Raw genomic sequence first — 22,558 nt, forward strand, 5'->3', positions numbered from 1 at the left:
CTCAAGAAGTAATACGGAAACGCGATACCGAGTTTTTCAGTTCCTGCGCCAGCACCGACAGCTTGCGCACCGATTGCGCGGTCTGCTGCGTGCCATCCTTGGCCTGCTCCGTGACTTGCAGGATGTGCTGGATATTGTGCGCCACGCCGCTGGCCGATGTCGCCTGCATGCCGGTGGCGCGCGAAATGCCCTGGATCAGCTCCGCCAGGCGGTTCGACACTTGGGAGATATCCTCCAGCGCCGCACCGGCCGCGTCGGACAGGCGCGCGCCCTCGACCACGCCCTGGGTCGATTTTTCCATCGCCGCCACGGCGTCGTGGGTGTCGGTCTGGATGGTCCGCACCAGGGCGCCAATCTGCTTGGCCGCGCCGGCCGAACGCTCGGCCAGGCGCTGCACCTCTTCGGCCACCACCGAGAAGCCGCGCCCCGCCTCGCCCGCCGACGCGGCCTGGATGGCGGCGTTCAGCGCCAGCACATTGGTCTGTTCCGTGATGTCGGAAATCAGCTCGGTGATTTCGCCGATCTCCTGCGAGGATTCGCCCAGGCGCTTGATGCGCTTGGAGGTTTCCTGGATCTGCTCGCGGATCTCGTGCATGCCCTTGATGGCGTTCTGCACCGCCGTCGCGCCCTGGCGCGCCGCCGCCACCGACTGGCGCGCCACGTCGGCCGATTCGGAGGCGGACTTCGACACCTCGGTGATCTCGTTGGCCATCTTCACCACGGTGGAGCTGGCGTCCTGGATCTCGCGCGACTGCTGCTGCGAGGCCAGCAGCAGGTCGCTGGAGATGCCTTGCGCGTGGGTGGAGGCCGACGTCACCTGTTCGGCCGTCACCGTGACCCGGCCCACCAGGCCGCGCAGCTCTTCCACCGTGTAGTTGACCGAGTCGGCGATGGCGCCGGTGATGTCCTCGGACACCGTGGCCTGCACCGTCAGGTCGCCGTCCGCCACTTCCTGCAGCTCGTTCATCAGGCGCAGGATGGCCGCCTGGTTCTGCGCGTTCATGGCCTTGGCTTCTTCTTCCTTCTGCTGCGCCTGCAGGCGCATGGCCTCGGCCTCCTTGCGGCGGCGGTCGGCGCCGCGCGTGCGCGCGTGCGAGTCCTGCAGCAGCACGCGCCCGATGGCGGCGGCCGAAAGCAGCGTGAGCATGCCGCCCGCCACCATCAGCCAGAAGCTGTAATTCAGCGATTCCTGCTCCGCGCGGAAGGCGTTCTGCAAGGTCGCCAGGCTTTGCCGCAGATTTTCGTTGCGGCTGAAGATCAGCTGTTCGGCGCTTTTGGCGGCGGTGAATTTATCCAGGCGGTTCAGGATCGAGCCGACCATGGCCTGGTATTCCTCGAAGCGCCCTTTCAGCAGGCCCAGTTTCTCGCGCAACTCGGCGTCGCGCGTGGCCTGCAGCTGCAAGCTGTCGCTGCCGTTCAGGAAACCATCGACCGTATTGCGGAAGACGGTGGTGTCGCGCCCCAGCTGGAAAGCCGTTTCCGAACTGATGCCGCCGGCCGTCAGGAATTCGCTGGCGCCACGGCTCATGCGCTGGGTCAGCATGGACAGCCTGCCCAGCGCCGCCAGCTCGCGCGCATTGCCGCCACGCTGCAGCTTGAGCGAGCTGATTTCCTCGCTCAGGGCCAGCAGCTCGGGCGACATGGCGTTCAGGCTATGCAGGGTTTTATCAACGCCGCTCAATTCCGGCTTCAGGCGCAGGATGGTTTCCGCCGCCTTGTCCGACTCCGCCCAGCCGCGGCGCGCCTGGCCCAGCGTCCCCGCCAGCGCGGCCGGCGCGGCGCCCACGCTGCGGCCGCCGTAACTGCCCCCGCTGCTCATCAGGGTGAAGGCGTGATTCAGTTCGCGCCGGCTCTCTTCCAGCTGGCGGAAGGCTTCGGCATTGCCTTCCACCGCGTTCGGCGCGGCCTTGCCGATGCGCTGCGAGTGCATCAGGGCGTCGCCCGCGATCTGGGTGCGGGTGGAGCTCAGTGTGCCCTCATGCGCGTACAGGGCGACAAAGGCCACGCTCAAGGCCAGGCTCAGGGCCAAGGCGCTGGAGAGGATGCTTAACTGGCGCTGCGGCGCCAGATGGCCGATCAGGGGCAGCTTGAAATCCGGGCCGGTATCGGCCACCGGCGCCGGGCCGCGGCGGCGGATGGCGTCGCGCAGGCGCAGCGGCGCTTCGCTGTCGTCGGCGGCCGCCGGCGCGCCCGCCTCCGGCAGCGGGGCGGTATGGCCGAACTGCGAGTTGCCGTCGCCATAACCGGCGAATTCCGAATTGGGCGCTGGCTCGGCGCTGCCCGCCGTGGAGCGCGGGAATATCTTGAATACCATTACAGCATCCCCCGGTTACTTGGTATGGCGCCGCCTGTGGCGGTTTTCTTATCTACCGGCCTGCTGGAAGCGCGCCTCGCGCACCAGCAAGCCCAGATCCAGGCGGGTCCAGACCTGGTTTTCCTTGTCCTCGAACCGCTGCGCGCACCAGGGCTGGGCATCGGCCGCCGCCGCGTCGCTTGGCCGCATTTCGTCCAGCCGGCGCAGGCCCAGCACGCGCGCCACCAGCAGGGCGCAGTTATAGCCCAGGGCCGGCGCGAAGGTGATGAAGCGGCTGTCCGCCTCCGGCGCGCAGGGCGCTTCGCCCAGGTAGCGCGCCAGGTCGACCACCCCAACCAGGTTGCCGCGGATATTGGCCAGGCCCAGATACCAGTCCTGCGCCAGCGGCACCGGCGTCAGCGCCTGGCAGTGCACGATCTCGCCGATCTGGGTCAGGTCCAGCAGGCCGCGCAGCGCGCCGGCCTGCACGCCCAGCTCGCGGCCGGCATTGCCCGCGCCGCCCTGGGCCGCCTGCATGCGCTCCAGCAGCTGCACCTGGTATTGGCGCAGCCGGCTGCGGCGCTCGGCGCCGTCCGGTGCTGCCGCCGCGTGCCCGTGCGCGCTGGCCATGTCAGCCGAGGGCCGCGATCTTCGCCAGCAGTTCGGCCGCCGCCACCGGCTTGATCAGATAGTCCTTGGCGCCCTGGCGCATGCCCCAGATCCGGTCGGTTTCCTGGTTCTTGCTGGAGCAGATGATCACCGGCACGTCCTGCAGGGCCGGATCGCGGGCGATGGTGCGCGTGACCTGAAAGCCGTTCGCCCCCGGCATCACCACGTCCATCAGGATCAGCTCCGGCTTGTCGGCCTTGATCTTGTCCAGCGCCTCCTCGCCGTTTTCGGCGGTGGTGACGGAAAAGCCGTTCTTCACCAGGATATCGGTGAGGTAATAACGTTCGGTGGGCGAATCGTCGACGATCAGGATTTTTTGGATGGCCATGCTTGCCTCGCTGGTCTTATGCGCCTGCCGCGCCGGCCGTGTGCTCGCGCACCGCCGCCAGCAGGCTGTCTTTGGTAAAAGGTTTGGTCAGATAGGCCGCCGAGCCGACCATGGCGCCGCGCGCGCGGTCGAACAGGCCGTCCTTGGAGGACAGCATCAGCACCGGGGTCGTATGGAAGCGCGTGCTTTTCTTGATCAGGGCGCAGGTCTGGTAGCCGTCCAGGCGCGGCATCAGGATGTCGCAAAAGATCAGGTCCGGGTGGTGGTCGCTGATCTTGGCCAGGGCGTCGAAGCCGTCTTCGGCCAGCAGCACCTGGTAGCCGGCCTGGCTCAGGAAAATCTCGGCGGAGCGGCGGATGGTACTGCTATCGTCGATCACCATGATTTTCAAACCTGTCGCTTGCGGCGTAGTCGTCATAATCGTTTCACCGGGATGTTATCCACACGATAGCACAGGGTGCCGCGCCTGGGCGGGCGTTTCAGATCGCGACCATCTCGAAATCGTCCTTGCGGGCGCCGCATTCCGGGCAGGCCCAGTTCATGGGCACGTCGGCCCAGCGCGTTCCAGGGGCGATGCCTTCGTCCGGCAGGCCGGCCGCCTCGTCGTAAATCCAGCCGCAGATCAGGCACATCCAGGTCTGGAATTCTTGGGTCGTATCCTCGCTACTCACGTTCTGCCATCCTCAATCAAGTAAAATGCCGAATTAGGTATCTTAATCTACCCGCCGTGCAAAACCAAACTTCGCCCCTCATCCTGACATTTGGCGCCGCCGATCCGATCGGCGCGATCGGCGTCCACGCCGATCTGGCCACCTTCTCGGCCCTGCACTGCCAGGGCTTCGGCGTGACCACCGCCCTGCTCATCGGCGACAGCGCCGGGGTCGAAGACCAGCAGCACGTGGACCCGGACTGGGTGGCCGACCAGGCCCGCGTGGTGCTGGAAGACGTGCAGGTGGCGGCCTTCAAGATCGGCGCGCTGGATAATATGGAGCATATCTCGGCCATCGCCGAGGTGGTGTCGGACTATCCGGACGCGTCCCTGGTCCTCGATCCCTTCGGCTCGCGCCTGCCGGAACTGCCCGAAGGCGAGGATATGGACGAAATGCTCACCGTGCTGCGCCAGCTGCTGGTGCCGCAGGCGACCCTGCTGATGCTGTCGCAGGTGGAGCTGGGCCGCCTGGCCGAGACCTGGCGCGACCTGGGCAACGGCGAAACCACGGCCGACGACGCCCAGCACCTGATCGACCTGGGTTGCGAATACGTGCTGGTGACGGGCACCCCGGCCGGCAAGGGGCCGAGCGACGCCTCGCTGCGCGCCAACACCCTGTACGGCGCCGGCGGCGTGGTGCGCCACGACCGCTGGCAGCACCTGCCCGGCTCCTTCCTCGGCGCCGGCGGCACGCTGTCGGGCGCGATCGCCGCCTTCATGGCCTTGGGCGCGGAAACGCCGCAAGCCGTCGATCTGGCCCAGCAATACACCTTCGGCACGCTGGCCCACGCCCAGCGCCATGGCATGGGCAAATTGGTGCCCAACCGATTTTTCAAGCTGCACAACCCCCATTGAAACGACTATGACTACTTCCAAGAACGATACGCTGTTTGCCCGCGCCCAGAAAACCACCCCGGGCGGCGTCAACTCCCCGGTACGCGCCTTCCGCTCCGTGGGCGGCACGCCGCGCTTCATCACCCGCGCCGAAGGACCGTATTTCTGGGACGCGGACGGCAAACGTTATATCGATTACATCGGTTCCTGGGGACCAGCCATCGTCGGCCACGCCCATCCCGAAGTGGTGAAGGCAGTGCAGGAAGCGGCCACGCGCGGCCTCTCCTTCGGCGCGCCGACCGAGGCGGAAATCGAGATGGCCGAGGAAATCTGCCGCCTGGTGCCGTCCATCGAACAGGTGCGTCTGGTCTCGTCGGGCACCGAAGCGACCATGAGCGCCCTGCGCCTGGCGCGCGGCGCCACCGGCCGCGACAAGATCGTCAAGTTCGAAGGCTGCTACCACGGCCACGCCGACTCCCTGCTGGTGAAAGCGGGCAGCGGCCTGCTGACCTTCGGCAATCCGACCTCGGCCGGCGTGCCGGAAGATTTCGTCAAGCACACCCTGGTGCTGGACTATAACAATGTGGCCCAGATCGAAGAGGCCTTTGCCAATATGGGCGAAGAAATTGCCTGCGTCATCGTGGAACCGGTGGCCGGCAATATGAATCTGATCAAGGCTACGCCGGCATTCCTGCAAGCGCTGCGCAATCTGTGCAGCAAATACGGCGCGGTCCTGATTTTCGACGAAGTCATGTGCGGTTTCCGCGTCGGCCTGGGCGGCGCGCAAGCGCTGTATAACATCAAGCCGGATTTGACCGCCTTGGGCAAGGTTATTGGCGGCGGCCTGCCGGTGGCCGCGTTCGGCGGCAGCGCCGAATTGATGTCGAAAATGGCGCCATTGGGCGCGGTATATCAGGCCGGCACCCTGTCCGGCAATCCGGTGGCCGTGGCCGCCGGCATGACCACGCTGAAACTGATTCAACAGCCGGGCTTCTACGATAAACTCGCCGCCAGCGCCAAACGCCTGGCCACCGGATTAACCGCGGCGGCAAAAGAAGCCGGCATTACTTTCTGCGCCGATTCCGAAGGCGGCATGTTCGGCCTGTATTTCAGCGCCACCCCGCCGAATAATTACGCGGAAATGATGGCCGGCGACCGCGCCAAATTCAATACCTTCTTCCATATGATGCTGGATGAGGGCGTGTATTTCGCGCCGGCCGCGTTTGAAGCAGGTTTCGTTTCCGCGCAACACGACGACGCGGTAATCGACGAAACCATCGCCGCCGCGCGCCGCGTATTCGCCAAGCTGGGCTGAGCTGCCCCCCTCCCCGAAGCCCGTGCCACGCGGGCTTTTTTTCGTCCTTTCATCTGCTTTTCATGCCAGATTTCAGCCTGATCGCGCAGGGAACTGGCATGGCTGCGGCGTCTTCATGCAAGCGCCGCCGCAGCCGCGTAGAATAGTCCGCGTTCCATCCCACCGGCCGGAGGAGATATGGTTTTCAGCTTGCGCAAACAACTGCTGTTTGGCTTCCTGGTGCTGCTGGTATTCAGCGGACATTACGCCCTGCTCAATACCGCCACGCTGCTGAACGAATATGGGCGACAGATCGAAGAATGGCCGCTCTTATTCGATACCGTATTTTTCCTGCCCCTGCTGTATTACCTGATTTTCCGTCCCGGCCTCAAAGACTTTCTATTCAAGACCATTGCGCTGTGCATCGGCGGCATTGGCTTCGACAGTTTCGCCATTCCCGACGAAAGCAAAATCCTTTGGCATGACCTGGAGAATGTGCGACCGTATCTGGCCGGGTTGATGGTGATCGCCGAATTCACCCTGGTCGGCTGGCTGGTTTATCAGACCTGGAAACTGCTGCGCCTATCGGGTGATGTCGATAATATGCTGGAGCGGGAAGTCATTGGCCGCCTGGGCGACAGCCCCGTGAGCCGCATCATATTATTCGACGCCAAAATCTGGTTTTACGGACTGCTGCTCAGAACGAATAAGACGATTCAATACGAAGGCGAGCAGCATTTCGGCTATGCGCAAAATGGCGGTAATGCCTCCAACCAGCTCGGTATTATTTTCCTGATGATGTTCGAAATCCCATTGGCCCATGCGCTACTGCATTTTCTCGCCGCGCCCGCCGTAGCCTGGCTGATCAGCGCCCTTACCGCCTTCGGCCTGCTGTATCTACTGGCCGAATACCGCGCCACTTTGCGCCGCCCGGTGTCGCTGGGCCGCGACGCCCTGCTGCTGCGCTGCGGCCTGTTCGCCCCCGATGCGCGCATCCCCTACGCCATGCTGGCATCGGCCGCGCCGCTGCACGGGCCGGCGCCGCGCGAACGCGGCACGCGGCGTTTGCAGCAGATGGGCGAGCTGAATGTGGCGCTGCGGCTGCGTCCCGGCAGCGAATTGCCCGGCTTCCTCGGCGGCATGCAGCCGGTGCAGTGCATTTGCCTCGGCCTGGACCGGCCGCAAGATTTTCTGTCAGCCTTGCAGGCGCGGATTGCAGATGAAAAGTGATTTTTGGTGAGTTTTTCTGGCAGTTGTACGGCGCATACTTGCACCTACAGAATTGTTGCCCCACCTGTCATGATCCTGATCGCTGAGAAACGCTCCCGCCACGACCAATTCGACGTGCTGCGCCTGGTCCGCAACAACGGCAGCGCCACCGAAATCCGCATGCCGCGCCAAAGCAGCCTGCCGCGCGACCTGCTGCATTATGTGGTGGAATCGGCCCTGCCCCTGCACCACGGCTTCCTGAGCCGGGTCGCCCATGGCGCCGAGGCCGACGCCGCCCAGGACGCCGCCCACACGGCCGGCAACCAGCGCGCCGAAGAACAGCTGGTCCAGGCCGAATCCATCGTTGACGGCCTGCACGCCCAGCTGCAAGCCGGCGCTTTCGACCTGCCCAGCTTCCTGAGCCTGACAGCCGCCGCCTGCGAAGCGCGCGGCAAGCGTCCCTTCGACCTCAGCCCGATCGACGTGCAAAACTCGCTATTCGAGCAAGCCCAGGCGCTAAACCAGCAATGGCAAGCCATCCCCTACTGCAGCGCCCTCTCCCTCGACTTCCGCCCCCGCCTCGCCGCCTGAACGCCACCACAGCCCAGTCCGTGTCCACCTTGGGGTCAGACCCCAATCGGACACGAACTCGTCCATAGGCCAGTAGCAGAGTTTGTGTCCGTTTCGCTGCCATGCACCAAGGTGGATAAGAACGCGACGATACACGGGCCATTCCATAGCTCAGGCCGTGTCAGATTGGGGTCTGACCCCAAGGTGGACACGAGCTCGGCTTTAGGGCTTACTTGAGCCAGCCGCGGTGGCGGAAGTAGAGGAAGGGGGCGATGGCGCTGAAGACCATCAGGCCGAGGGCGAAGGGGTAGCCCATCGACCATTCGAGTTCGGGGAACCAGCCTTTGAAGTTCATGCCGTAGATCGAGGCGATCAGGGTCGGCGGCAGGAAGGCGACACTGGCCACCGAGAAGATCTTGATGATCTTGTTCTGGTTGATGTTGATGAAGCCGACCGTGGCGTCCATCAGGAAGTTGATCTTGTCGAACAGGAAGGAGGTGTGGCCGTCCAGCGATTCGATGTCGCGCAGGATCTGGCGCGCTTCTTCAAACTGCTCGGAATTGAGCAGGCGGCCGCGCATCAGGAAGCTGACGGCGCGCCGCGTGTCCATCATATTGCGGCGGATGCGGCCGTTCAAGTCTTCTTCGTGGGCGATGGCGCTCAGGGCATCGGCCGCGTCCTGGTCGGTGAATTCCTCCTGCAGCACGCGGCCCGAGACCTCTTCCAGCTTCTGGTAGATGCCTTCCAGCGCGTCGGCCGAGTATTCAGCGTCGGTGGCGTACAGGTCGAGCAGCACGTCCATGTAGTCGGCAATCGAACCGGGACGCGAACGGGCGCGCATGCGCACCAGGCGGAACACCGGCAGGTCGTCGGTGTGCACGGAGAACAGCATTTTCTTGGCCAGGATGAAGGCCACGGTGACCACGCGCGAGGGGCCGTCGTCTTCTTCCAGCAGGAAATCGGTGCGCAGGTGGAGGTCGCCGTTTTCGGCTTCGTAGTAGCGCGCCGAGGCTTCAATGTCTTTGACTTCGTCTTCGCCCGGCAGGATCACGCCGTAAATGGCTTTGACCCAGGCGCGTTCGTCTTCGGTCGGATCGGTCAGGTCGACCCACACCGGCGCCGCTTGCTCAAGGTCTTCGCGCGTCTCAATAGGCACCTGATTGAGCCGGCCATTTTGTAGAACGAAAACATTAATCATAGGCACTCTCAGCCGACGGTGGGTTCAGGCGCTGCCGCGCGGAAAACGAAACAGCGCAAGTGTACTCGCAAAGCCCGGGGCGAGGCCACCCCGGCGTGCTATTTTTTGCTGCCCTGGCCCGAACTTCGGCTATTTTCGGTCTATGCGGGCTGAGTGCGCACTCCGCCGCGCTTTAAGGCAGTTCGGCCGATCCCATGCGCTTGAGGATGGTGCCGGTGCGCCGCGCCAGATAGCTGGAATCGCGGTGGCCGTCGTAATAGCGCGGGTTGGGCAGCATCACGGCCAGTTTGGCGGCTTGGGCCGCGCCCAGCTTGGCGGCCGGGATGCCGTAGTAATGCTTGGCCGCCGCTTCGGCGCCGAAGATGCCTTTGCCGAATTCGACCACGTTCAGGTAGATCTCGAAGATGCGCTCCTTGTCCATCAGCGCTTCCAGCATATAGGTGATGATCAGCTCCTGGCCCTTGCGCAGATAGCTGCGCGAGCCGGACAGGAAGAGATTCTTGGCCAGCTGCTGGGTGATGGTGGAACCGCCGCGCGCCACTTTCTTGCGCTTCTGGTTGGTCTCGTAGGCTTTTTGCAGGGCGTCCCAGTCCACGCCTTCATGTTCGGAGAAGTTGGCGTCTTCCGAGGCGATGATGGCGCGTTTCAGGTTTTTCGAGATGCGGTTGTACGGCACCCACTGCTGCTGGATATTCGCGTCGGGATTCTTTTCGCGCAGGGCCGACTGCTGCTCGCGCATGAAGGAGGTCATGCTCGGATTGTGGTCGACCCACCACCAGATCTGCACGAGAAAGTAAGCCTGCACCGCCAGGAACAAAACCACGGGAAGGATGAAGACCCACTTCACCCAGGCGAAGCGGCCAGCTTTGTTGCGCGTTTTTGTCATAGTTTTGTACGCAGTTGTTGCAGTAAATCCGTGGTGGCGGGACGCGCGCCGCGCCAGACTTCAAACGCTTCGGCGGCCTGTTCGACCAGCATGCCCAGGCCGTCGCGCGGGATGGCGCCATGGCTGGCGGCAAAGCGCAGGAAGACGGTGGGCTCCTTCCCGTACATCATGTCCAGCGCCAGCGCGCCGGGCTCGAAGGCCGATGGCGGCAGCGGCGGCAGTTCGGCGCTCAGGCTGGCCGAGGTGGCGTTGATGACGATATCGTACTGGCCCTGGACGTCGGCAAAGCCGCAGGCCGAGAGCACGCCCTCGCCCGCCAGCGCGGCGAACTGCTGCACCAGGCCTTCGGCCGTGGCGACGGTGCGGTTGGCGATGGCCAGCGCCGCCGGACGGTGTTCCAGCAGCGGCAGCACGACGCCGCGCGCCGCGCCGCCCGCGCCCAGCAGCAGCACGCGCTTGCCGGCGATGGCCACGCCGGCGTTGCGCGCGATGTCGTTGACCAGGCCCGCGCCATCGGTGTTGTCGCCGATGATGCCCTGCTCGCTGAAGACCAGGGTGTTGACCGCGCCGGCCGCCTGGGCGCGCACGGTGAGGGCGTCGGCCAGGGCGTGCGCTTCGAGCTTGAAGGGTACGGTCACATTGGCGCCCTTGCCACCGGCGGCGATGAAGGCTTGCACGGCGGCGGCAAAGCCGTCCAGCGGGGCCAGGCACTTTTCATAGCTCAGTTGCTGGCCGGTCTGGGCGGCGAAGGCGGCGTGGATGTCAGGCGATTTGCTGTGGGCGATGGGATTGCCAAAGACGCAGTAGCGGTCCAAATCAGGCTCCGATGGGTAGAGTGGATTCAATTGACGCCGCCCAGATTCGCTTCCAGCTTTTCCTCGCGCGTGAATTTGAAGCGGGTGATGATGATCCACAGATCATCCTTATCCTTGGACAGCATTTTGGGCGGGAATTTGCCAAAGGGCGCGGCGCGGCGCACGATGGCCAGCGCCGCTTCGTCCAGCGCCGGGTTGCCCGAGCTTTGCTCGACGCGGGCGCCGCCTTCCTTCATATAGATGGTGCCGTCCTGAAAGATGGGGATGTTCACCACCAGCTCCCCATACAGCTTACGACCATTCTTTTGCGGGAAGTTCAGCGTACCGATGGTTTCCACGCGCTGCTGGAATTCCTTGTAATACTGGGCATAGCCCACTTCCTGGGTGCTGGGCGTGATGCGCGTCTTGCGCGGACGCTTGTTCTGGTCGTCGATGGTCTGGGTGATTTCGGCCGCCATGCGCGCCAGCGCCTTGCTGCTGTCGATCAGGTCGGCGCCGCTGGGCAGCGGCTCGGGCTTGTTCTTTTCCGTGACGGGCGGCGCGGCGACAGGGCTGTCCTTCACCTGGGTCAGGAGTTTTTTCTGCAGTTCTTCCAGCTCGGCGATGCGGCGCTTGGTGGCCTTGATGCTGTCGCCCGATTCCATCTTGCGCATATCGGGCAGGGGCGACTTGGCGCGTCCGGCTGCGGCATTGCCGCCGCCGTCCAGATTGGCCTGGGCCAGGGCTTCGGCCTTGAGCGGTTTCTTATCGTGCTTGGCGTTGACGAGGATGACTTCCAGGCCCGGATCGGTGGGTTCGATCTTGAAGTCCTTCGGCGCGACAAAGTGCACCGTCAGCATGGCCGCGTGGGCCGCCAGCGAAATACCGATGGCGATGCAGAGGAACAGATTGTCTCTTAAATACTTCACGCGGGGCTGGGCCAGAGCAAACAGAATGCTGCATTCTACGACAAAGCCGGCGGGCCTCAAGAAAAATCGAGACCCGCCGCGCGGCCAGGCGCTACTGGCCGGAAGGCTCGGCGGCGCCGTCCTGGCCGGCCGCTGCGGTGACTGCAACTTCGGCTTGGACCGGGTCGGCCGCTTCCGCCACCGTCTCTTCCACCTGGGCCGGATCGTTCGCCTCGTCCACCAGATCGTCTTCCTCGAAGCCCACGTCCTCGCTGGCCGTTTGCGTGACCGGCACTTCGCCCAGGCGGGTTTCGATGCCCAGGTCCACCTCGTCCCAGCGCAGCACGTCGAGCTTGACCTGGATGCCGCGCGCCAGCGAAGGCATGCCCGGCAGGCGGATGACGAGCGGAATCTCGACCAGGCGCAGCACCTCGTCCTTGAGCACGACGGCGTCGACTTCCTTGGCATCCTCCTGGCCCAACCAGCGCAGGCACCAGTAGCGTTCCATATTCGACTGGAAATCGGCGTAGGCGGCGTAGGCGGCGTCGAAGGCGGAGACGATGGCGAACAGGTTGGCGTCCTTGTGCTTGAACGGCGCCACCAGCGGCGCGGTCACGCCATGCTCGGCGCAGGCCAGGATCTGCCACTGGTTGACCAGGTCGGTGTAGCGGCGCAGCGGCGAGGTGGACCAGGCGTACTGGTCGACGCCCAAGCCCTGGTGCGGCGCGGCATGGGTCAGCATGCGCACCTGCATCTTGGCGGCCCAGCCGCCCACGCCCTGGCCCTGGCTGCGATAGATGCCCGGCACGCCATGGTCGTGCATCATCTTGCCCCAGGTGCTGTTGGCGAAGATCATCAGTTCGGCCACGATCTTGTCCAGCGGCGCGCCGCGCTTGCGGCGGCTGATGGTGACGACATCGTCTTCCACATAGAAGTTGAAGTCGACACGGTTATTCTGCTCGGGTTTCAGGCCGAAGGCTTCGCGCTTGACCATGCGGCCCTGCTCCAATTGCTGGGCCCAGGCCCACAGCAGGGTCAGCTCGGCCTTGCGCGGATATTCGCCGCTGCCATCGGCCAGGCTTGCTTCATTGACCACGTCGTCCAGGTCGTTGTGGCGCAGGTTGTTGGCGATCGGCACCAGCTCGGCGCGCGTCTCGGTGGCGATCACGCTCCAGTCGGCCGGATCGAGCGTGGCGTACAGCGACAGCGCCGGGCAGGTCTTGCCCTCGGCCAGGGTGAAGGCGTCGACGATGCTGTCGGGCAGCATGGTGATTTTGTCGCCCGGCATGTAGACTGTGGACATGCGGCCGCGCGCGATCTTGTCGATGGCGTCGTCGGGACGGATGCCCAGGCCCGGCGCGGCGATGTGGATGCCGACGCGCACCTTGCCGCCGTCCAGATGCACGACCGAGAAGGCGTCGTCGATCTCGGTGGTGGTCACGTCGTCGATGGAGAAGGCTTCGACGGCGGCCAGGGGCAGCGTGGCGGGCGCCTGCGGCACGGCCAGCTCGGGGAAGCCGTGGCCTTTGGGGAAGTTCTCGAACAGGAACTTCGCCATATGCAGGTCTTTGGGCGAGGCGATGCCGCCGGCGGCCAGCATCAGGCGCGGCGGCGTGGTGTGCAGCTCGTCGCAAGCCGCTTCCAGCGCCTTGTATTCGATGGTGTTCTTGTCCGGCTTGAACAGCAGTTGCTGCACGATGTTCTGCATCGCGGCCGGCAGCCGGTTCTGCTTGAGTTCATCGACATACTGCTGCTGGATGATGGCTTGCTGCTTTTTCTTTTCGATGCCGGCCAGCGCCGCTTTCAGCGACTGCTCGGGCGCCGCCTTGTAGCGGCCGCGGCCCTTCTTATAGAAATAGATGGGCGAGGAATGCAGGCTCAGGATCAGGCCGGCCGCTTCGTGGGCCAGCGGCGCGTGGCCGAAATATTCGGCGCCCAGCTCGGCGAAGCCGAACTCTTCTTCGCCCGCCACTTCCCACAGGAAGTCGAGGTCGACGTCGGCGGCCACCGCCTTGGCCTGCTCCAGCAGCTCGGCCGGAGCCGGTTTTTCGAACTGCAGCAGCACGTCCTTGGTCTTCACCTTGTTGCGCTTGCCGCTGGCCATTTCCACCTGATAGGACTCGCCAGCCTGGGACAAGACGGTGCCGACTTTGAAATCGCCGGATTCTTCAAAAAATACGTTCATTATTTATTCGTCATTCTTAATAAGGTGGCCAGCTTGCGCCAAGGCCAGCACCGAGGGAAAGAACACTTCGGTGACCAGCAATAATCCATGGCGGCGCCGGTACAGGCGGCGCCGCGCGAACAGGACGGCCTGTTCGCTCAAATCATCCTGTGTGGCGCCGGCCCCGGCCCCGGCCCAGGCGCGGCGCGCGCGCTGCGCCAGCGGATGGCTGGGCTGCAGGCGCGCGAACTGCAAATCGCTGCGCGCAACCAGGGGATCGGAAAACAGCACCGTCGTCCCCAGCGGCCGTTCGCCCAGGGCGCCGAACAGCGGCCAGTCGGCCGCCGTGGCCGACACTGGCACCACGGAGTGGCCGAACACCACAGGCGTATTATCACACCGCAGCAAGACTTCGCGTTCCTGCACGCGGCCGGGGCGCGCCAGGCCGAGCGCCGCCGCCTCGTCGGCCAGGCAGGTGGCCGGATACTGGTGCAGGCGCTGCAGGCGGAAGGCCGCGCTGTGCGCGCTCAGTTTGACGGTCAGCGAGCCGGTGTCGGTCAGCCAGTGGCGCAGCGCGGGAGGCGCGCCGACGGCGTTCGCATGGTTGTGCCAGCGGGCCAGGCGTAAGGACGGCCCCCTCACTGGGCACCGCCGGCCGGGTGGGCGTCGATGCCGCAGAACGCCAACACGTCCGTCAGGTATGCCGCATATTCCGTGATGCTGTGATCGCTGCCCTGGATGATGTGCTGGCGCGCGCCCGCGTAGTGGGCCACCATATCGCGGTAATCCAGCACCTCGTCGCGGGTGGCGCCGATCAGGAAGTAGCGCTCGGGCCGGCTGATGCGCGGCACGGCCAGCGCGCGCAGCTCCTCGATATATTCGCGCTTGAATTCAAACGGCTTGTCCGAATGGTATTCGGTGCTCACGCCGACATATTTTTCCAGGTCTTTGAGCGGGGCGGTGGCCGGGTTCAGCAGCACCGCGCGGCAGCCGAGCTGCTCGGCCATCCAGGTCGCGTAATAGCCGCCCAGCGAGGAACCGACGATGGCCAGTTCCTGCGCCGGTACGTCGCGCACCAGTCCGAAGGCCAGTTCCAGCGCCAGCTTGGGCGAGGCCGGCAGCTGGGGCGCGCGGAACTCGGCGCTGCGGCCCAGCTGCGCCATGCGCTCGCCCGTCAGCCGCGCCTTCATCGACAGCGGCGAGGAGCGGAAGCCATGCAGGTAAAGAATCATCGGGCCAAGGCCTCCAGCAATTTCTGGTGGACGCCGCCGAAGCCGCCATTGCTCATGACCACGATATGGTCGCCGGGACGGGCCTGGGCCGCGATCGCCTTCACCATCAGTTCGATGTCCTCGTAGGCGCCGGCCACTTCGCCCATCGGCGCCAGCGCCGTGCCCAGGCTCCAGCCCAGGGCTTTTTCGCTGCCAAAGCCGAAGACCAGGTCGGCCTCGGCCAGGCTGCCCGGCAAAGCATCCTTCATCGCGCCCAGCTTCATGGTGTTGGAGCGCGGTTCGAGCACGGCCAGGATGCGGCTGTGCTTGCCGATCTTCTGGCGCAGGCCGCCAACCGTGGTGGCAATCGCGGTCGGATGGTGGGCGAAATCGTCGTACACGGTAATGCCGTTGACGGTGCCGCGCACTTCCATGCGGCGCTTGACGCTCTGGAAGCTTTCCAGCGCTTGCGCGGCCTGGGCCACTGGCACGCCCACATGGCGGGCGGCGGCGATCGCGGCCAAAGCATTGGCCCGGTTGTGGCCGCCCGTGAGCTGCCAGTGGATGGTGGCGGCGTGCTCGCCGCGGAAGACGACGTCGAAACTGCCGTCTTCGTGTTCTTTCATGGCCCAATCGCGCCCGGCCACGCGGCCGAAGCTTTCCTTTTCGCTCCAGTAGCCGCGTTTCAGCACGCGTTCGAGCGAGGCTTCGTCGCCATTCACGATGAGCCGGCCGATGCCCGGCACGGTGCGCACCAGGTGGTGGAATTGGGTTTCGATCGCACCCAGATCGGGGAAGATGTCGGCATGATCGTATTCCAGATTATTCAGGATGGCGGTTTTCGCGTGGTAGTGCACGAATTTGCTGCGCTTGTCGAAGAAGGCGGTGTCGTATTCATCCGCTTCGATGACGAAGAAGTCGGAATCGGCGCCTTTGCCGCTCAAACGGGCCGAGATGCCGAAGTTCATGGGCACGCCGCCGATCAGGAAGCCGGGCGCGTAGCCGGCGTCTTCGAGGATCCAGGCCAGCATGGCCGAGGTGGTGGTCTTGCCGTGCGTGCCGGCCACGGCCAGCACCCATTTATGGCGCAGGATATGTTCGCCGATCCACTGCGGGCCGGACACATAGGGCAGGCTGCGGTTGAGGATTTCCTCGACCAGCGGATTGCCGCGCGAGACAACATTGCCAATCACATACAGGTCCGGCTTGAGTTCGATCTGCTCCGGCCCGAAGCCCTGGATCAGCTCGATGCCCTGGGCTTCCAACTGGGTGCTCATGGGGGGATAGACGTTGGCGTCGCAGCCGGTAACGCGGTGGCCGGCTTCTTTGGCAAGCACGGCGAGGCCGCCCATAAAGGTGCCGCAGATGCCAAGTATATGAATGTGCATATTGAATAGTGCGCTGGCGAATGGATCAAGACAGCGATTTTACCTGAGCCGGCGGCTTTTTCGCGGGTCGGCTAATCAGGGTATCATTCTGCGTATGATGCAAAACCCTTATGACGAAGGCCAGCAGCTGCGGGCCGAGATCGCCGCCACGGCCGCGCGCCTGATCGCCCAGGACGGCGCCGACTATGCCACGGCCAAGCGCAAGGCCGCGCGCCTGGTGCTGGGCGAGGCCCAGGCCCAGGCGCGCCAGAGTTTGCTTCCTGACAATAATCAGATCGAGGAAGAGTTGCGTCTGTATCAATCCCTGTTCCAGGGCGACACCCAGCCGGCGCGCCTGTTCCGCCTGCGCAGCCTGGCGCTGCAGCTGATGGAAGAGCTGGAACGCTACCATCCCTGCCTGACCGGCGCCGTGCTCAACGGCACCGCCGGCCCGCATGACGACATCCATCTGCAATTGTTCGCCGACAGCGCCAAGGAAGTGCAGATCTTCCTGCTGAATAAGGGATGGCATATTGACATATCGGAGACCCCCCACTTCAAGGGGCCGCGCTATGATCCGGTCGAGACCGCCAGTTTCCTGTGGCGGCAAGAGGGCGTCCACCTCGCCCTCTATGAACTGGACGATCTGCGCGGCGCAATGAAGCCCCGTAGCGACGGCAGGCCGCTGCGCGCCGATCTCGGCGCCGTGCGCGCCCTGCTGCTCGCCTCCACCCATCCCTCGCAAGAAGAAAAACCATGAAGAAGAAAACCCTGCTCGCCTATTCCGTGATTGCCGTGCTGTTCGCCGCCGCCGGCGCCTGGGTCGGCGTCAACAAGAAGCCGCCGGCGCCGCCCATCACCCACACCGTGCAGCCGGGCGTGACCGGGCCGGTGCAAGCCCTGTTCAGCCAGACCATGGCCGACGCGGCCGGCAGCCAGCAAGCCTTGTCGCAGTGGAAAGGCAAGACCCTGGTGGTGAATTTCTGGGCGCCCTGGTGCGGCCCCTGCGTACAGGAAATGCCGGAACTGTCCGAGCTGCAGACCGCCAGCAGCGGCAAGAACCTGCAAATCATCGGCATCGGCATTGACTCGCCCGCCAATATTGCAGAATTTGCCAAGAAATTCCACATTGCGTATCCGGTCTATGTGGCCGGCATCGGCGGCACGGAATTGTCGCGCCAGTTCGGCAACCAGCAAGGCGGCCTGCCGTATACCGTGCTGATCGGGCCGGACGGCGAGGTCAAGAAGACGTATCTGGGCCGGCTGAAGTTCGATCAGCTGCGTGCCGATCTGGCAGCAATGTAGTCATTTCTACAATACATTTTTACTTGCCATTGCTCACGCTTGGCGGCAAAATGCGGAACTTTCGCAGAAAACGGTCAGGAAACATGGCAAAAAACCTCCTACTGCTCAACGGCCCCAATTTGAATCTGCTGGGGACGCGCGAGCCTGAGGTCTACGGTGCAAGCACCCTGGCCGACGTCGAGCAAGCCGCCCAGGCGCAAGCCGCGGCGGCTGGCGCGAGCCTGGCCTGTTTCCAGAGTAACCATGAAGGGGCCTTGATCGACCGCATCCATGCCGCCCGGGCCGAGGGCGTGGATGGCATCATCATCAATCCGGGCGGCCTGACCCATACCAGCGTCGCCCTGCGCGACGCCTTGGCCGGGGTCGCCATCCCCTTTATTGAAGTCCATATTTCCAATATTTATCAGCGCGAAGAGTTTCGCCACCACTCTTTCCTCAGTGCAATCGCGCAGGGCACGATCTGCGGGCTGGGTATCGAAGGATATCGGCTAGCCATCGACTTTGCGCTTAAAAAGCGTTAATCTACGCGATCTGCACGCATTTAGCGCGGAACTTCCCACAAGGAAACATCCGCACTCAACTTATAAAACAAGATACCCAGGGAGTCTCAGATGGATCTACGCAAGCTCAAGACCTTGATTGACTTGGTTGCCGAATCGGATATTGCAGAACTCGAAGTAACCGAAGGCGAGAGCAAAGTTCGCATCGTCAAATCCTCCGCCACGCCGCAGAACCAGGTCGTGATGATGCAGCCGCAAGGCATGCCGGGCCACTACGCGCCAGCCGCCGCCCCGGTGGCCGCCCCTGTCGCCGGCGCCGCGCCGGCCGCCAGCGTTGCCGCCGAGCCAAGCGGCCACGTGGTGAAATCGCCGATGGTCGGCACCTTCTACCGCTCCTCCGCGCCGGGCAATCCCGCTTTCGTCGAAGTGGGCCAGACCATCAAGGAAGGCGATACCCTGTGCATCATCGAAGCGATGAAGCTGCTCAATGAAATCGACTCGGAAAAAGCCGGTGTCGTGACCCAGATTCTGGTGGAAAACGGCCAGCCGGTCGAATTCGGCCAACCCCTGTTCGTGATCGGCTAAGTGCGGCGCGCGGCCCAGCCGGCCGCCCCCACCTGCCCCATCCCCATCTACAAGGCGTGTCCGGTTCGCCGGATGCCCGCAAACATACGAACCTGCCATGTTTGAAAAAATCCTCATTGCCAACCGCGGTGAAATTGCCCTGCGTATCCAGCGCGCTTGCCGCGAACTGGGCATCAAGACGGTTGTGGTCCATTCGGAAGCCGATAAAGACGCCAAGTACGTGAAGCTGGCCGACGAGTCCGTGTGCATCGGACCGGCCGCCTCCACGCTCAGCTATCTGAACATGCCCGCCATCATCAGCGCGGCGGAAGTGACGGACGCCGAGGCGATCCACCCCGGCTATGGCTTCCTGTCGGAAAACGCCGACTTCGCCGAGCGCGTGGAAAAATCCGGTTTTGTCTTCATCGGTCCCCGTTCGGACTCGATCCGCATGATGGGCGACAAGGTCTCGGCGAAACAGGCCATGATCAAGGCCGGCGTGCCTTGCGTGCCGGGTTCGGACGGCGCCTTGCCGGACGATCCGAAGGCGATCGTGCAAATTGCGCGCAAAGTCGGGTATCCGGTGATCATCAAGGCCGCCGGCGGCGGCGGTGGCCGCGGCATGCGCGTGGTGCATACCGAAGCGGCGCTGTTGAACGCCGTGACCATGACCAAGAGCGAAGCGGGCGCCGCTTTCGGCAATCCCGAAGTGTATATGGAGAAGTTCCTGGAAAATCCGCGCCACGTGGAAATCCAGATCCTGGCCGACGAGCATAAAAACGCCGTCTGGCTCGGCGAGCGCGACTGCTCCATGCAGCGCCGCCACCAGAAAGTCATCGAGGAAGCGCCGGCGCCCGGCATTCCACGCAAGCTGATCGAGAAGATCGGCGACCGCTGCGCCGAAGCGTGCCGCAAGATCGGCTACCGCGGCGCGGGCACCTTCGAGTTCCTGTACGAGAACGGCGAGTTCTACTTCATCGAGATGAACACCCGCGTCCAGGTCGAACACCCGGTCACGGAAATGATCACTGGCATCGACATCGTGCAGGAACAGATCCGCATCGCCTGCGGCGAGAAGCTGCGCTTCCGCCAACGCGACGTGATGCTGTCCGGCCACGCCATCGAGTGCCGCATCAATGCCGAAGACCCGTTCAAGTTCACCCCGTCGCCCGGCCGCATCACCGCCTGGCACACCCCGGGCGGCCCGGGCGTGCGCGTGGACTCGCATTCCTATGCGGGTTACTATGTACCGCCCAACTACGACTCGATGATCGGCAAGCTGATCACCTATGGCGCCACGCGCGAACAGGCGATCCGCCGCATGCAGATCGCCCTGTCCGAGATGGTGGTGGAAGGCATTCTGACCAATATCCCGCTGCACCGCGAGCTGATGGTCGATGCCCGCTTCATCGAAGGCGGCACCAATATCCATTATCTGGAGCAGAGACTGGCCGAGATGCCGAAGGCGGGTTCATGAGCTGGACTGAAATCGTTATCGAAGTCGCACGCGACCACGCCGAGGCCCTGTCCGACGCGCTGATGGACGCGGGCGCCCTCTCCGTCTCGGTGGAGGATGCCGATGAAGGCACCGACGCCGAGAAACCCCTGTTCGGCGAGCCGGGCATGGAACCGGAAGAAGCGGCCTGGGACCACAGCCGCGTGGTGGCGCTGACCGACGTCGATGCCGACCAGGCCGCCATCGTGGCCGAAGCCGCCGCGGCCGTCGGCCTGGCGGCCGTGCCCAAATTCTCGCTGCGCCCGGTGGCCGACGAGGATTGGGTTCGCCTGACCCAGTCGCAGTTCGAACCCATCCATATCGGCAAGAATATCTGGGTGGTGCCAAGCTGGCACGAAGCGCCCGACGCCAACGCCCTGATCCTGGAACTCGATCCGGGCCTGGCTTTCGGCACCGGCAGCCATCCGACCACCCGCCTGTGCATGGAGTGGCTGGAAGCGCATCCGGCGCCGGCCAAATCGGTGCTCGACTATGGCTGCGGCTCCGGCATCCTGGCCATGGTGGCGCGCAAGCTGGGCGCCAACCCGGTGGCCGGTGTGGATATCGATCCACAGGCGATCGAATCGGCGCGCGACAATGCGCAGCGCAACCAGGTGGCCGATATCGCCTTCTTCCTGCCCGATGAATTCGCCAAGTCGGCCCACGCCGAGCAGCGTTTCGACGTGGTGGTGGCCAATATCCTGTCCTCGCCGCTGAAGCTGATGGCGCCGATGCTGTCGGGCCGCGTGGCCGACGGCGGTGCCCTGATCCTGTCCGGCGTGCTGGCGCGCCAGGCCGAGGAAGTGGCGGCCGCCTACGCGCCCTTCATCAAGCTGGGCGTCTGGGCCGAGCAGGATGGCTGGGTCGCCCTGCATGGCCGCCTGGGCAGCGATACCGTTCCACCCGCACGCTAAGGTTCCCCCCTTAACGCGATGGCGCTCGCCACCAAATGCCCCCACTGCAACACAGTCTTCCGGGTCGCGCACGACCAGTTGAAACTGCGTGGGGGCATCGTGCGCTGCGGCGCCTGCAATGAAGTCTTCGATGGCAATGCGGCCCTGCTGGAGCCGCCCACCCATCCCCCGATCCGCCCCCCTGCCGCCCCCCCGCCCGCCGCCGAGCCGGCCGAGCCAGCGCTCGAACTGCAAGCCGATCAGGTAGAAGACGCGCTGGCCGATGGCGTGCCGGCAGCCGACGCGGCCGAACTGCCGCTGGACCAGGAAGTCGACCTCGAACTCGACCTGGACGTGGACGTGGACGAGCCACCGGCCCCGTCCGCAGCGGCAAGCGCCGCTGCCGTGCCGGCGGACGGCCGCCGCGAACCGGACTTCGATACGCCGCAGGAACACATCGTCGCCGTCGCCCTCGACGAGCTGCACCATTTTGATGCAAACGAAGCGCACGACATCGCCAAGGTCAGCGCCGAGGTCAGCGCCGAAGCTCCGCCCGGCGACGAGGCCGCGGCTGCGCTCGATGCCGCGCGCAGCGTCATCGCCAGCAGCACGGCGCCCGCCGCCGCCGCCCTGCGCGCCAGCCGCATGGCGCCCGCCATTCGCCTTCCAGTGGAAGACGAGCAGCAGGACGCGCCTGCGGATATGGCCGATGCCGCTATCCCGGCGGAGACCAGCGCTGGCGACATGCCAGACTGGTTCAGCGCCGACGCTGCAGCGGATGCCGAAGTCGGCGCGGGTGAAGTCGCCGCCGCAGCCGCCAGCGCCGCCGAGGCACAGCAGGACGAACCCGATTTCATCAAGCGCGACCGCCGCCGCCAGCGGCTGGGCAAGGCGGCGCGCGTGGTCATGGCCTGCGCCCTGCCCCTGCTGCTGGGCGGCCTGCTGCTGCAAGGCTTGACCACCTTCCGCAACAGCCTGGCCGCCAGCGTGCCGGAATTAAAACCGGCCCTGCTCGCGCTATGCGCCAAGATCGGCTGCAAGGTCGACTATCCCACCCAGATCGACGCCCTCAGCGTCGAGCAAGGCGAACTGCAGGCCATGACGGACAGCACTTTCAGCTATGCGACCGTGCTGCGCAACCAGTCGCGCACGGCCCAGGCCTGGCCGCATCTGGAGCTGATCCTCAACGACAGCGCCGACCAGCCGCTACTGCGCCGCGTCTTCACGCCGCGCGAGTATCTGGCCACGCCGGCCGAGGTCGAGAAAGGCTTCAGTCCACGCAGCGAGCAAACCGTTAAACTGTACTTCGAACTCCGCCAGCTCAAAGCATCGGGCTATCACATCGCAATTTTCTACCCATAAAACCT

At 64.6% G+C, this 22,558-nt stretch carries 24 protein-coding genes; 11 read left to right on the forward strand and 13 right to left on the reverse strand.

Annotated elements, in window-relative coordinates:
* Position 1 precedes the first annotated feature (1 nt).
* The 5 genes from FHS03_RS17800 to FHS03_RS17820 all read right to left on the reverse strand — a co-directional run bounded on the left by FHS03_RS17800 (position 2) and on the right by FHS03_RS17820 (position 3,922).
* Positions 2–2,314 carry a methyl-accepting chemotaxis protein gene (locus tag FHS03_RS17800; protein ID WP_183442287.1) on the reverse strand — a complete coding sequence of 771 codons (2,313 nt, stop codon included), beginning with the start codon at positions 2,312–2,314 and terminating at the stop codon, positions 2–4.
* 48 nt (positions 2,315–2,362) lie between these two features.
* Positions 2,363–2,923 carry a chemotaxis protein CheW gene (locus FHS03_RS17805; protein ID WP_183442288.1) on the reverse strand — a complete coding sequence of 187 codons (561 nt, stop codon included), beginning with the start codon at positions 2,921–2,923 and terminating at the stop codon, positions 2,363–2,365.
* A gap of 1 nt (position 2,924) precedes the next feature.
* Positions 2,925–3,290, reverse strand: a complete 366-nt coding sequence (locus tag FHS03_RS17810) for a response regulator transcription factor (RefSeq protein ID WP_183442289.1) — start codon at positions 3,288–3,290, stop codon at positions 2,925–2,927.
* Between the two features lie 16 nt (positions 3,291–3,306).
* Entirely contained in the window at positions 3,307–3,708 is a 402-nt protein-coding gene (locus FHS03_RS17815) for a response regulator (protein ID WP_050411572.1), read from the reverse strand.
* 61 nt (positions 3,709–3,769) lie between these two features.
* Positions 3,770–3,922: a rubredoxin gene (locus FHS03_RS17820; protein WP_050411571.1), complete on the reverse strand. Its 153-nt coding sequence runs from the start codon at positions 3,920–3,922 to the stop codon at positions 3,770–3,772.
* Positions 3,923–4,017: 95 nt separating this feature from the next.
* Between FHS03_RS17820 and thiD the strand changes: the two genes are divergently transcribed.
* From thiD to FHS03_RS17840, 4 genes are all read left to right on the forward strand, one after another.
* Positions 4,018–4,854, forward strand: a complete 837-nt coding sequence (gene thiD, locus FHS03_RS17825; RefSeq protein ID WP_183442290.1) for a bifunctional hydroxymethylpyrimidine kinase/phosphomethylpyrimidine kinase — start codon at positions 4,018–4,020, stop codon at positions 4,852–4,854.
* A gap of 7 nt (positions 4,855–4,861) precedes the next feature.
* Positions 4,862–6,148, forward strand: coding sequence for a glutamate-1-semialdehyde 2,1-aminomutase (hemL, locus tag FHS03_RS17830; RefSeq protein ID WP_183442291.1), 1,287 nt, complete (start codon positions 4,862–4,864; stop codon positions 6,146–6,148).
* Between the two features lie 177 nt (positions 6,149–6,325).
* Positions 6,326–7,357 carry a hypothetical protein gene (locus FHS03_RS17835; protein ID WP_183442292.1) on the forward strand — a complete coding sequence of 344 codons (1,032 nt, stop codon included), beginning with the start codon at positions 6,326–6,328 and terminating at the stop codon, positions 7,355–7,357.
* Positions 7,358–7,426: 69 nt separating this feature from the next.
* Positions 7,427–7,927: a hypothetical protein gene (locus tag FHS03_RS17840; protein ID WP_183442293.1), complete on the forward strand. Its 501-nt coding sequence runs from the start codon at positions 7,427–7,429 to the stop codon at positions 7,925–7,927.
* Positions 7,928–8,135: 208 nt separating this feature from the next.
* Here FHS03_RS17840 and corA read toward each other — a convergent pair whose 3' ends face one another.
* From corA to mpl, 8 genes are all read right to left on the reverse strand, one after another.
* Positions 8,136–9,104 (reverse strand): magnesium/cobalt transporter CorA, encoded by a 969-nt coding sequence (corA, locus tag FHS03_RS17845; protein ID WP_050411566.1) that lies wholly within the window; start codon positions 9,102–9,104, stop codon positions 8,136–8,138.
* Positions 9,105–9,276: 172 nt separating this feature from the next.
* Positions 9,277–9,990 (reverse strand): monofunctional biosynthetic peptidoglycan transglycosylase, encoded by a 714-nt coding sequence (gene mtgA, locus FHS03_RS17850; RefSeq protein WP_183442294.1) that lies wholly within the window; start codon positions 9,988–9,990, stop codon positions 9,277–9,279.
* Positions 9,987–10,805, reverse strand: coding sequence for a shikimate dehydrogenase (aroE, locus tag FHS03_RS17855; RefSeq protein ID WP_183442295.1), 819 nt, complete (start codon positions 10,803–10,805; stop codon positions 9,987–9,989). The genes mtgA and aroE overlap by 4 nt, the downstream gene beginning before the upstream one ends.
* 26 nt (positions 10,806–10,831) lie before the next feature.
* Positions 10,832–11,713 (reverse strand): energy transducer TonB family protein, encoded by an 882-nt coding sequence (locus tag FHS03_RS17860; RefSeq protein WP_371871727.1) that lies wholly within the window; start codon positions 11,711–11,713, stop codon positions 10,832–10,834.
* A gap of 91 nt (positions 11,714–11,804) precedes the next feature.
* Entirely contained in the window at positions 11,805–13,877 is a 2,073-nt protein-coding gene (locus tag FHS03_RS28665; protein ID WP_183442296.1) for a ribonuclease catalytic domain-containing protein, read from the reverse strand.
* A gap of 3 nt (positions 13,878–13,880) precedes the next feature.
* Positions 13,881–14,498, reverse strand: a complete 618-nt coding sequence (locus FHS03_RS17870) for a chorismate--pyruvate lyase family protein (RefSeq protein WP_183442297.1) — start codon at positions 14,496–14,498, stop codon at positions 13,881–13,883.
* On the reverse strand, positions 14,495–15,088 hold the full coding sequence (locus FHS03_RS17875; protein WP_183442298.1) for a YqiA/YcfP family alpha/beta fold hydrolase: 594 nt from the start codon (positions 15,086–15,088) through the stop codon (positions 14,495–14,497). Before FHS03_RS17875 ends, FHS03_RS17870 begins: the two co-directional genes overlap by 4 nt.
* On the reverse strand, positions 15,085–16,455 hold the full coding sequence (gene mpl / locus FHS03_RS17880; protein ID WP_183442299.1) for a UDP-N-acetylmuramate:L-alanyl-gamma-D-glutamyl-meso-diaminopimelate ligase: 1,371 nt from the start codon (positions 16,453–16,455) through the stop codon (positions 15,085–15,087). Before mpl ends, FHS03_RS17875 begins: the two co-directional genes overlap by 4 nt.
* A 94-nt stretch (positions 16,456–16,549) precedes the next feature.
* Here mpl and FHS03_RS17885 point away from each other — a divergent pair, with 94 nt between their 5' ends.
* The 7 genes from FHS03_RS17885 to FHS03_RS17915 all read left to right on the forward strand — a co-directional run bounded on the left by FHS03_RS17885 (position 16,550) and on the right by FHS03_RS17915 (position 22,553).
* Positions 16,550–17,194, forward strand: coding sequence for a hypothetical protein (locus FHS03_RS17885; RefSeq protein ID WP_183442300.1), 645 nt, complete (start codon positions 16,550–16,552; stop codon positions 17,192–17,194).
* Positions 17,191–17,739: a TlpA family protein disulfide reductase gene (locus tag FHS03_RS17890; protein WP_183442301.1), complete on the forward strand. Its 549-nt coding sequence runs from the start codon at positions 17,191–17,193 to the stop codon at positions 17,737–17,739. Before FHS03_RS17885 ends, FHS03_RS17890 begins: the two co-directional genes overlap by 4 nt.
* A gap of 83 nt (positions 17,740–17,822) precedes the next feature.
* Positions 17,823–18,260 carry a type II 3-dehydroquinate dehydratase gene (gene aroQ / locus FHS03_RS17895; protein WP_183442302.1) on the forward strand — a complete coding sequence of 146 codons (438 nt, stop codon included), beginning with the start codon at positions 17,823–17,825 and terminating at the stop codon, positions 18,258–18,260.
* Positions 18,261–18,350: 90 nt separating this feature from the next.
* The gene (gene accB / locus FHS03_RS17900) at positions 18,351–18,824 is read left to right on the forward strand and encodes an acetyl-CoA carboxylase biotin carboxyl carrier protein (protein ID WP_183442303.1); all 474 of its coding nucleotides are present in this window, start codon (positions 18,351–18,353) and stop codon (positions 18,822–18,824) included.
* 97 nt (positions 18,825–18,921) lie between these two features.
* A complete protein-coding gene (gene accC / locus FHS03_RS17905; RefSeq protein ID WP_183442304.1) occupies positions 18,922–20,280 on the forward strand; it encodes an acetyl-CoA carboxylase biotin carboxylase subunit in 1,359 nt (452 codons plus the stop codon).
* The gene (gene prmA, locus FHS03_RS17910) at positions 20,277–21,212 is read left to right on the forward strand and encodes a 50S ribosomal protein L11 methyltransferase (protein ID WP_183442305.1); all 936 of its coding nucleotides are present in this window, start codon (positions 20,277–20,279) and stop codon (positions 21,210–21,212) included. The genes accC and prmA overlap by 4 nt, the downstream gene beginning before the upstream one ends.
* Before the next feature lie 18 nt (positions 21,213–21,230).
* The gene (locus FHS03_RS17915; RefSeq protein ID WP_183442306.1) at positions 21,231–22,553 is read left to right on the forward strand and encodes a DUF3426 domain-containing protein; all 1,323 of its coding nucleotides are present in this window, start codon (positions 21,231–21,233) and stop codon (positions 22,551–22,553) included.
* The last annotated feature ends 5 nt before the right edge of the window (positions 22,554–22,558 follow it).

It is taken from the genome of Pseudoduganella violacea (assembly GCF_014191875.1).
Taxonomy (GTDB): domain Bacteria; phylum Pseudomonadota; class Gammaproteobacteria; order Burkholderiales; family Burkholderiaceae_D; genus Rugamonas; species Rugamonas violacea_A.

Coding starts and splice junctions, on each gene's coding strand:
- accB (WP_183442303.1), top strand. CDS start 18,351: ATGGATCTACGCAAGCTCAAGACCTTGATTGACTTGGTTGCCGAATCG.
- FHS03_RS17890 (WP_183442301.1), top strand. CDS start 17,191: ATGAAGAAGAAAACCCTGCTCGCCTATTCCGTGATTGCCGTGCTGTTC.
- FHS03_RS17875 (WP_183442298.1), bottom strand. CDS start 15,088: ATGATTCTTTACCTGCATGGCTTCCGCTCCTCGCCGCTGTCGATGAAG.
- accC (WP_183442304.1), top strand. CDS start 18,922: ATGTTTGAAAAAATCCTCATTGCCAACCGCGGTGAAATTGCCCTGCGT.
- aroQ (WP_183442302.1), top strand. CDS start 17,823: ATGGCAAAAAACCTCCTACTGCTCAACGGCCCCAATTTGAATCTGCTG.
- hemL (WP_183442291.1), top strand. CDS start 4,862: ATGACTACTTCCAAGAACGATACGCTGTTTGCCCGCGCCCAGAAAACC.
- mtgA (WP_183442294.1), bottom strand. CDS start 9,990: ATGACAAAAACGCGCAACAAAGCTGGCCGCTTCGCCTGGGTGAAGTGG.
- FHS03_RS17885 (WP_183442300.1), top strand. CDS start 16,550: ATGATGCAAAACCCTTATGACGAAGGCCAGCAGCTGCGGGCCGAGATC.
- FHS03_RS17835 (WP_183442292.1), top strand. CDS start 6,326: ATGGTTTTCAGCTTGCGCAAACAACTGCTGTTTGGCTTCCTGGTGCTG.
- mpl (WP_183442299.1), bottom strand. CDS start 16,455: ATGCACATTCATATACTTGGCATCTGCGGCACCTTTATGGGCGGCCTC.
- prmA (WP_183442305.1), top strand. CDS start 20,277: ATGAGCTGGACTGAAATCGTTATCGAAGTCGCACGCGACCACGCCGAG.
- FHS03_RS17810 (WP_183442289.1), bottom strand. CDS start 3,290: ATGGCCATCCAAAAAATCCTGATCGTCGACGATTCGCCCACCGAACGT.
- FHS03_RS17805 (WP_183442288.1), bottom strand. CDS start 2,923: ATGGCCAGCGCGCACGGGCACGCGGCGGCAGCACCGGACGGCGCCGAG.
- FHS03_RS17915 (WP_183442306.1), top strand. CDS start 21,231: ATGGCGCTCGCCACCAAATGCCCCCACTGCAACACAGTCTTCCGGGTC.
- FHS03_RS28665 (WP_183442296.1), bottom strand. CDS start 13,877: ATGAACGTATTTTTTGAAGAATCCGGCGATTTCAAAGTCGGCACCGTC.
- FHS03_RS17840 (WP_183442293.1), top strand. CDS start 7,427: ATGATCCTGATCGCTGAGAAACGCTCCCGCCACGACCAATTCGACGTG.
- FHS03_RS17800 (WP_183442287.1), bottom strand. CDS start 2,314: ATGGTATTCAAGATATTCCCGCGCTCCACGGCGGGCAGCGCCGAGCCA.
- FHS03_RS17820 (WP_050411571.1), bottom strand. CDS start 3,922: ATGTGCCTGATCTGCGGCTGGATTTACGACGAGGCGGCCGGCCTGCCG.
- corA (WP_050411566.1), bottom strand. CDS start 9,104: ATGATTAATGTTTTCGTTCTACAAAATGGCCGGCTCAATCAGGTGCCT.
- FHS03_RS17815 (WP_050411572.1), bottom strand. CDS start 3,708: ATGACGACTACGCCGCAAGCGACAGGTTTGAAAATCATGGTGATCGAC.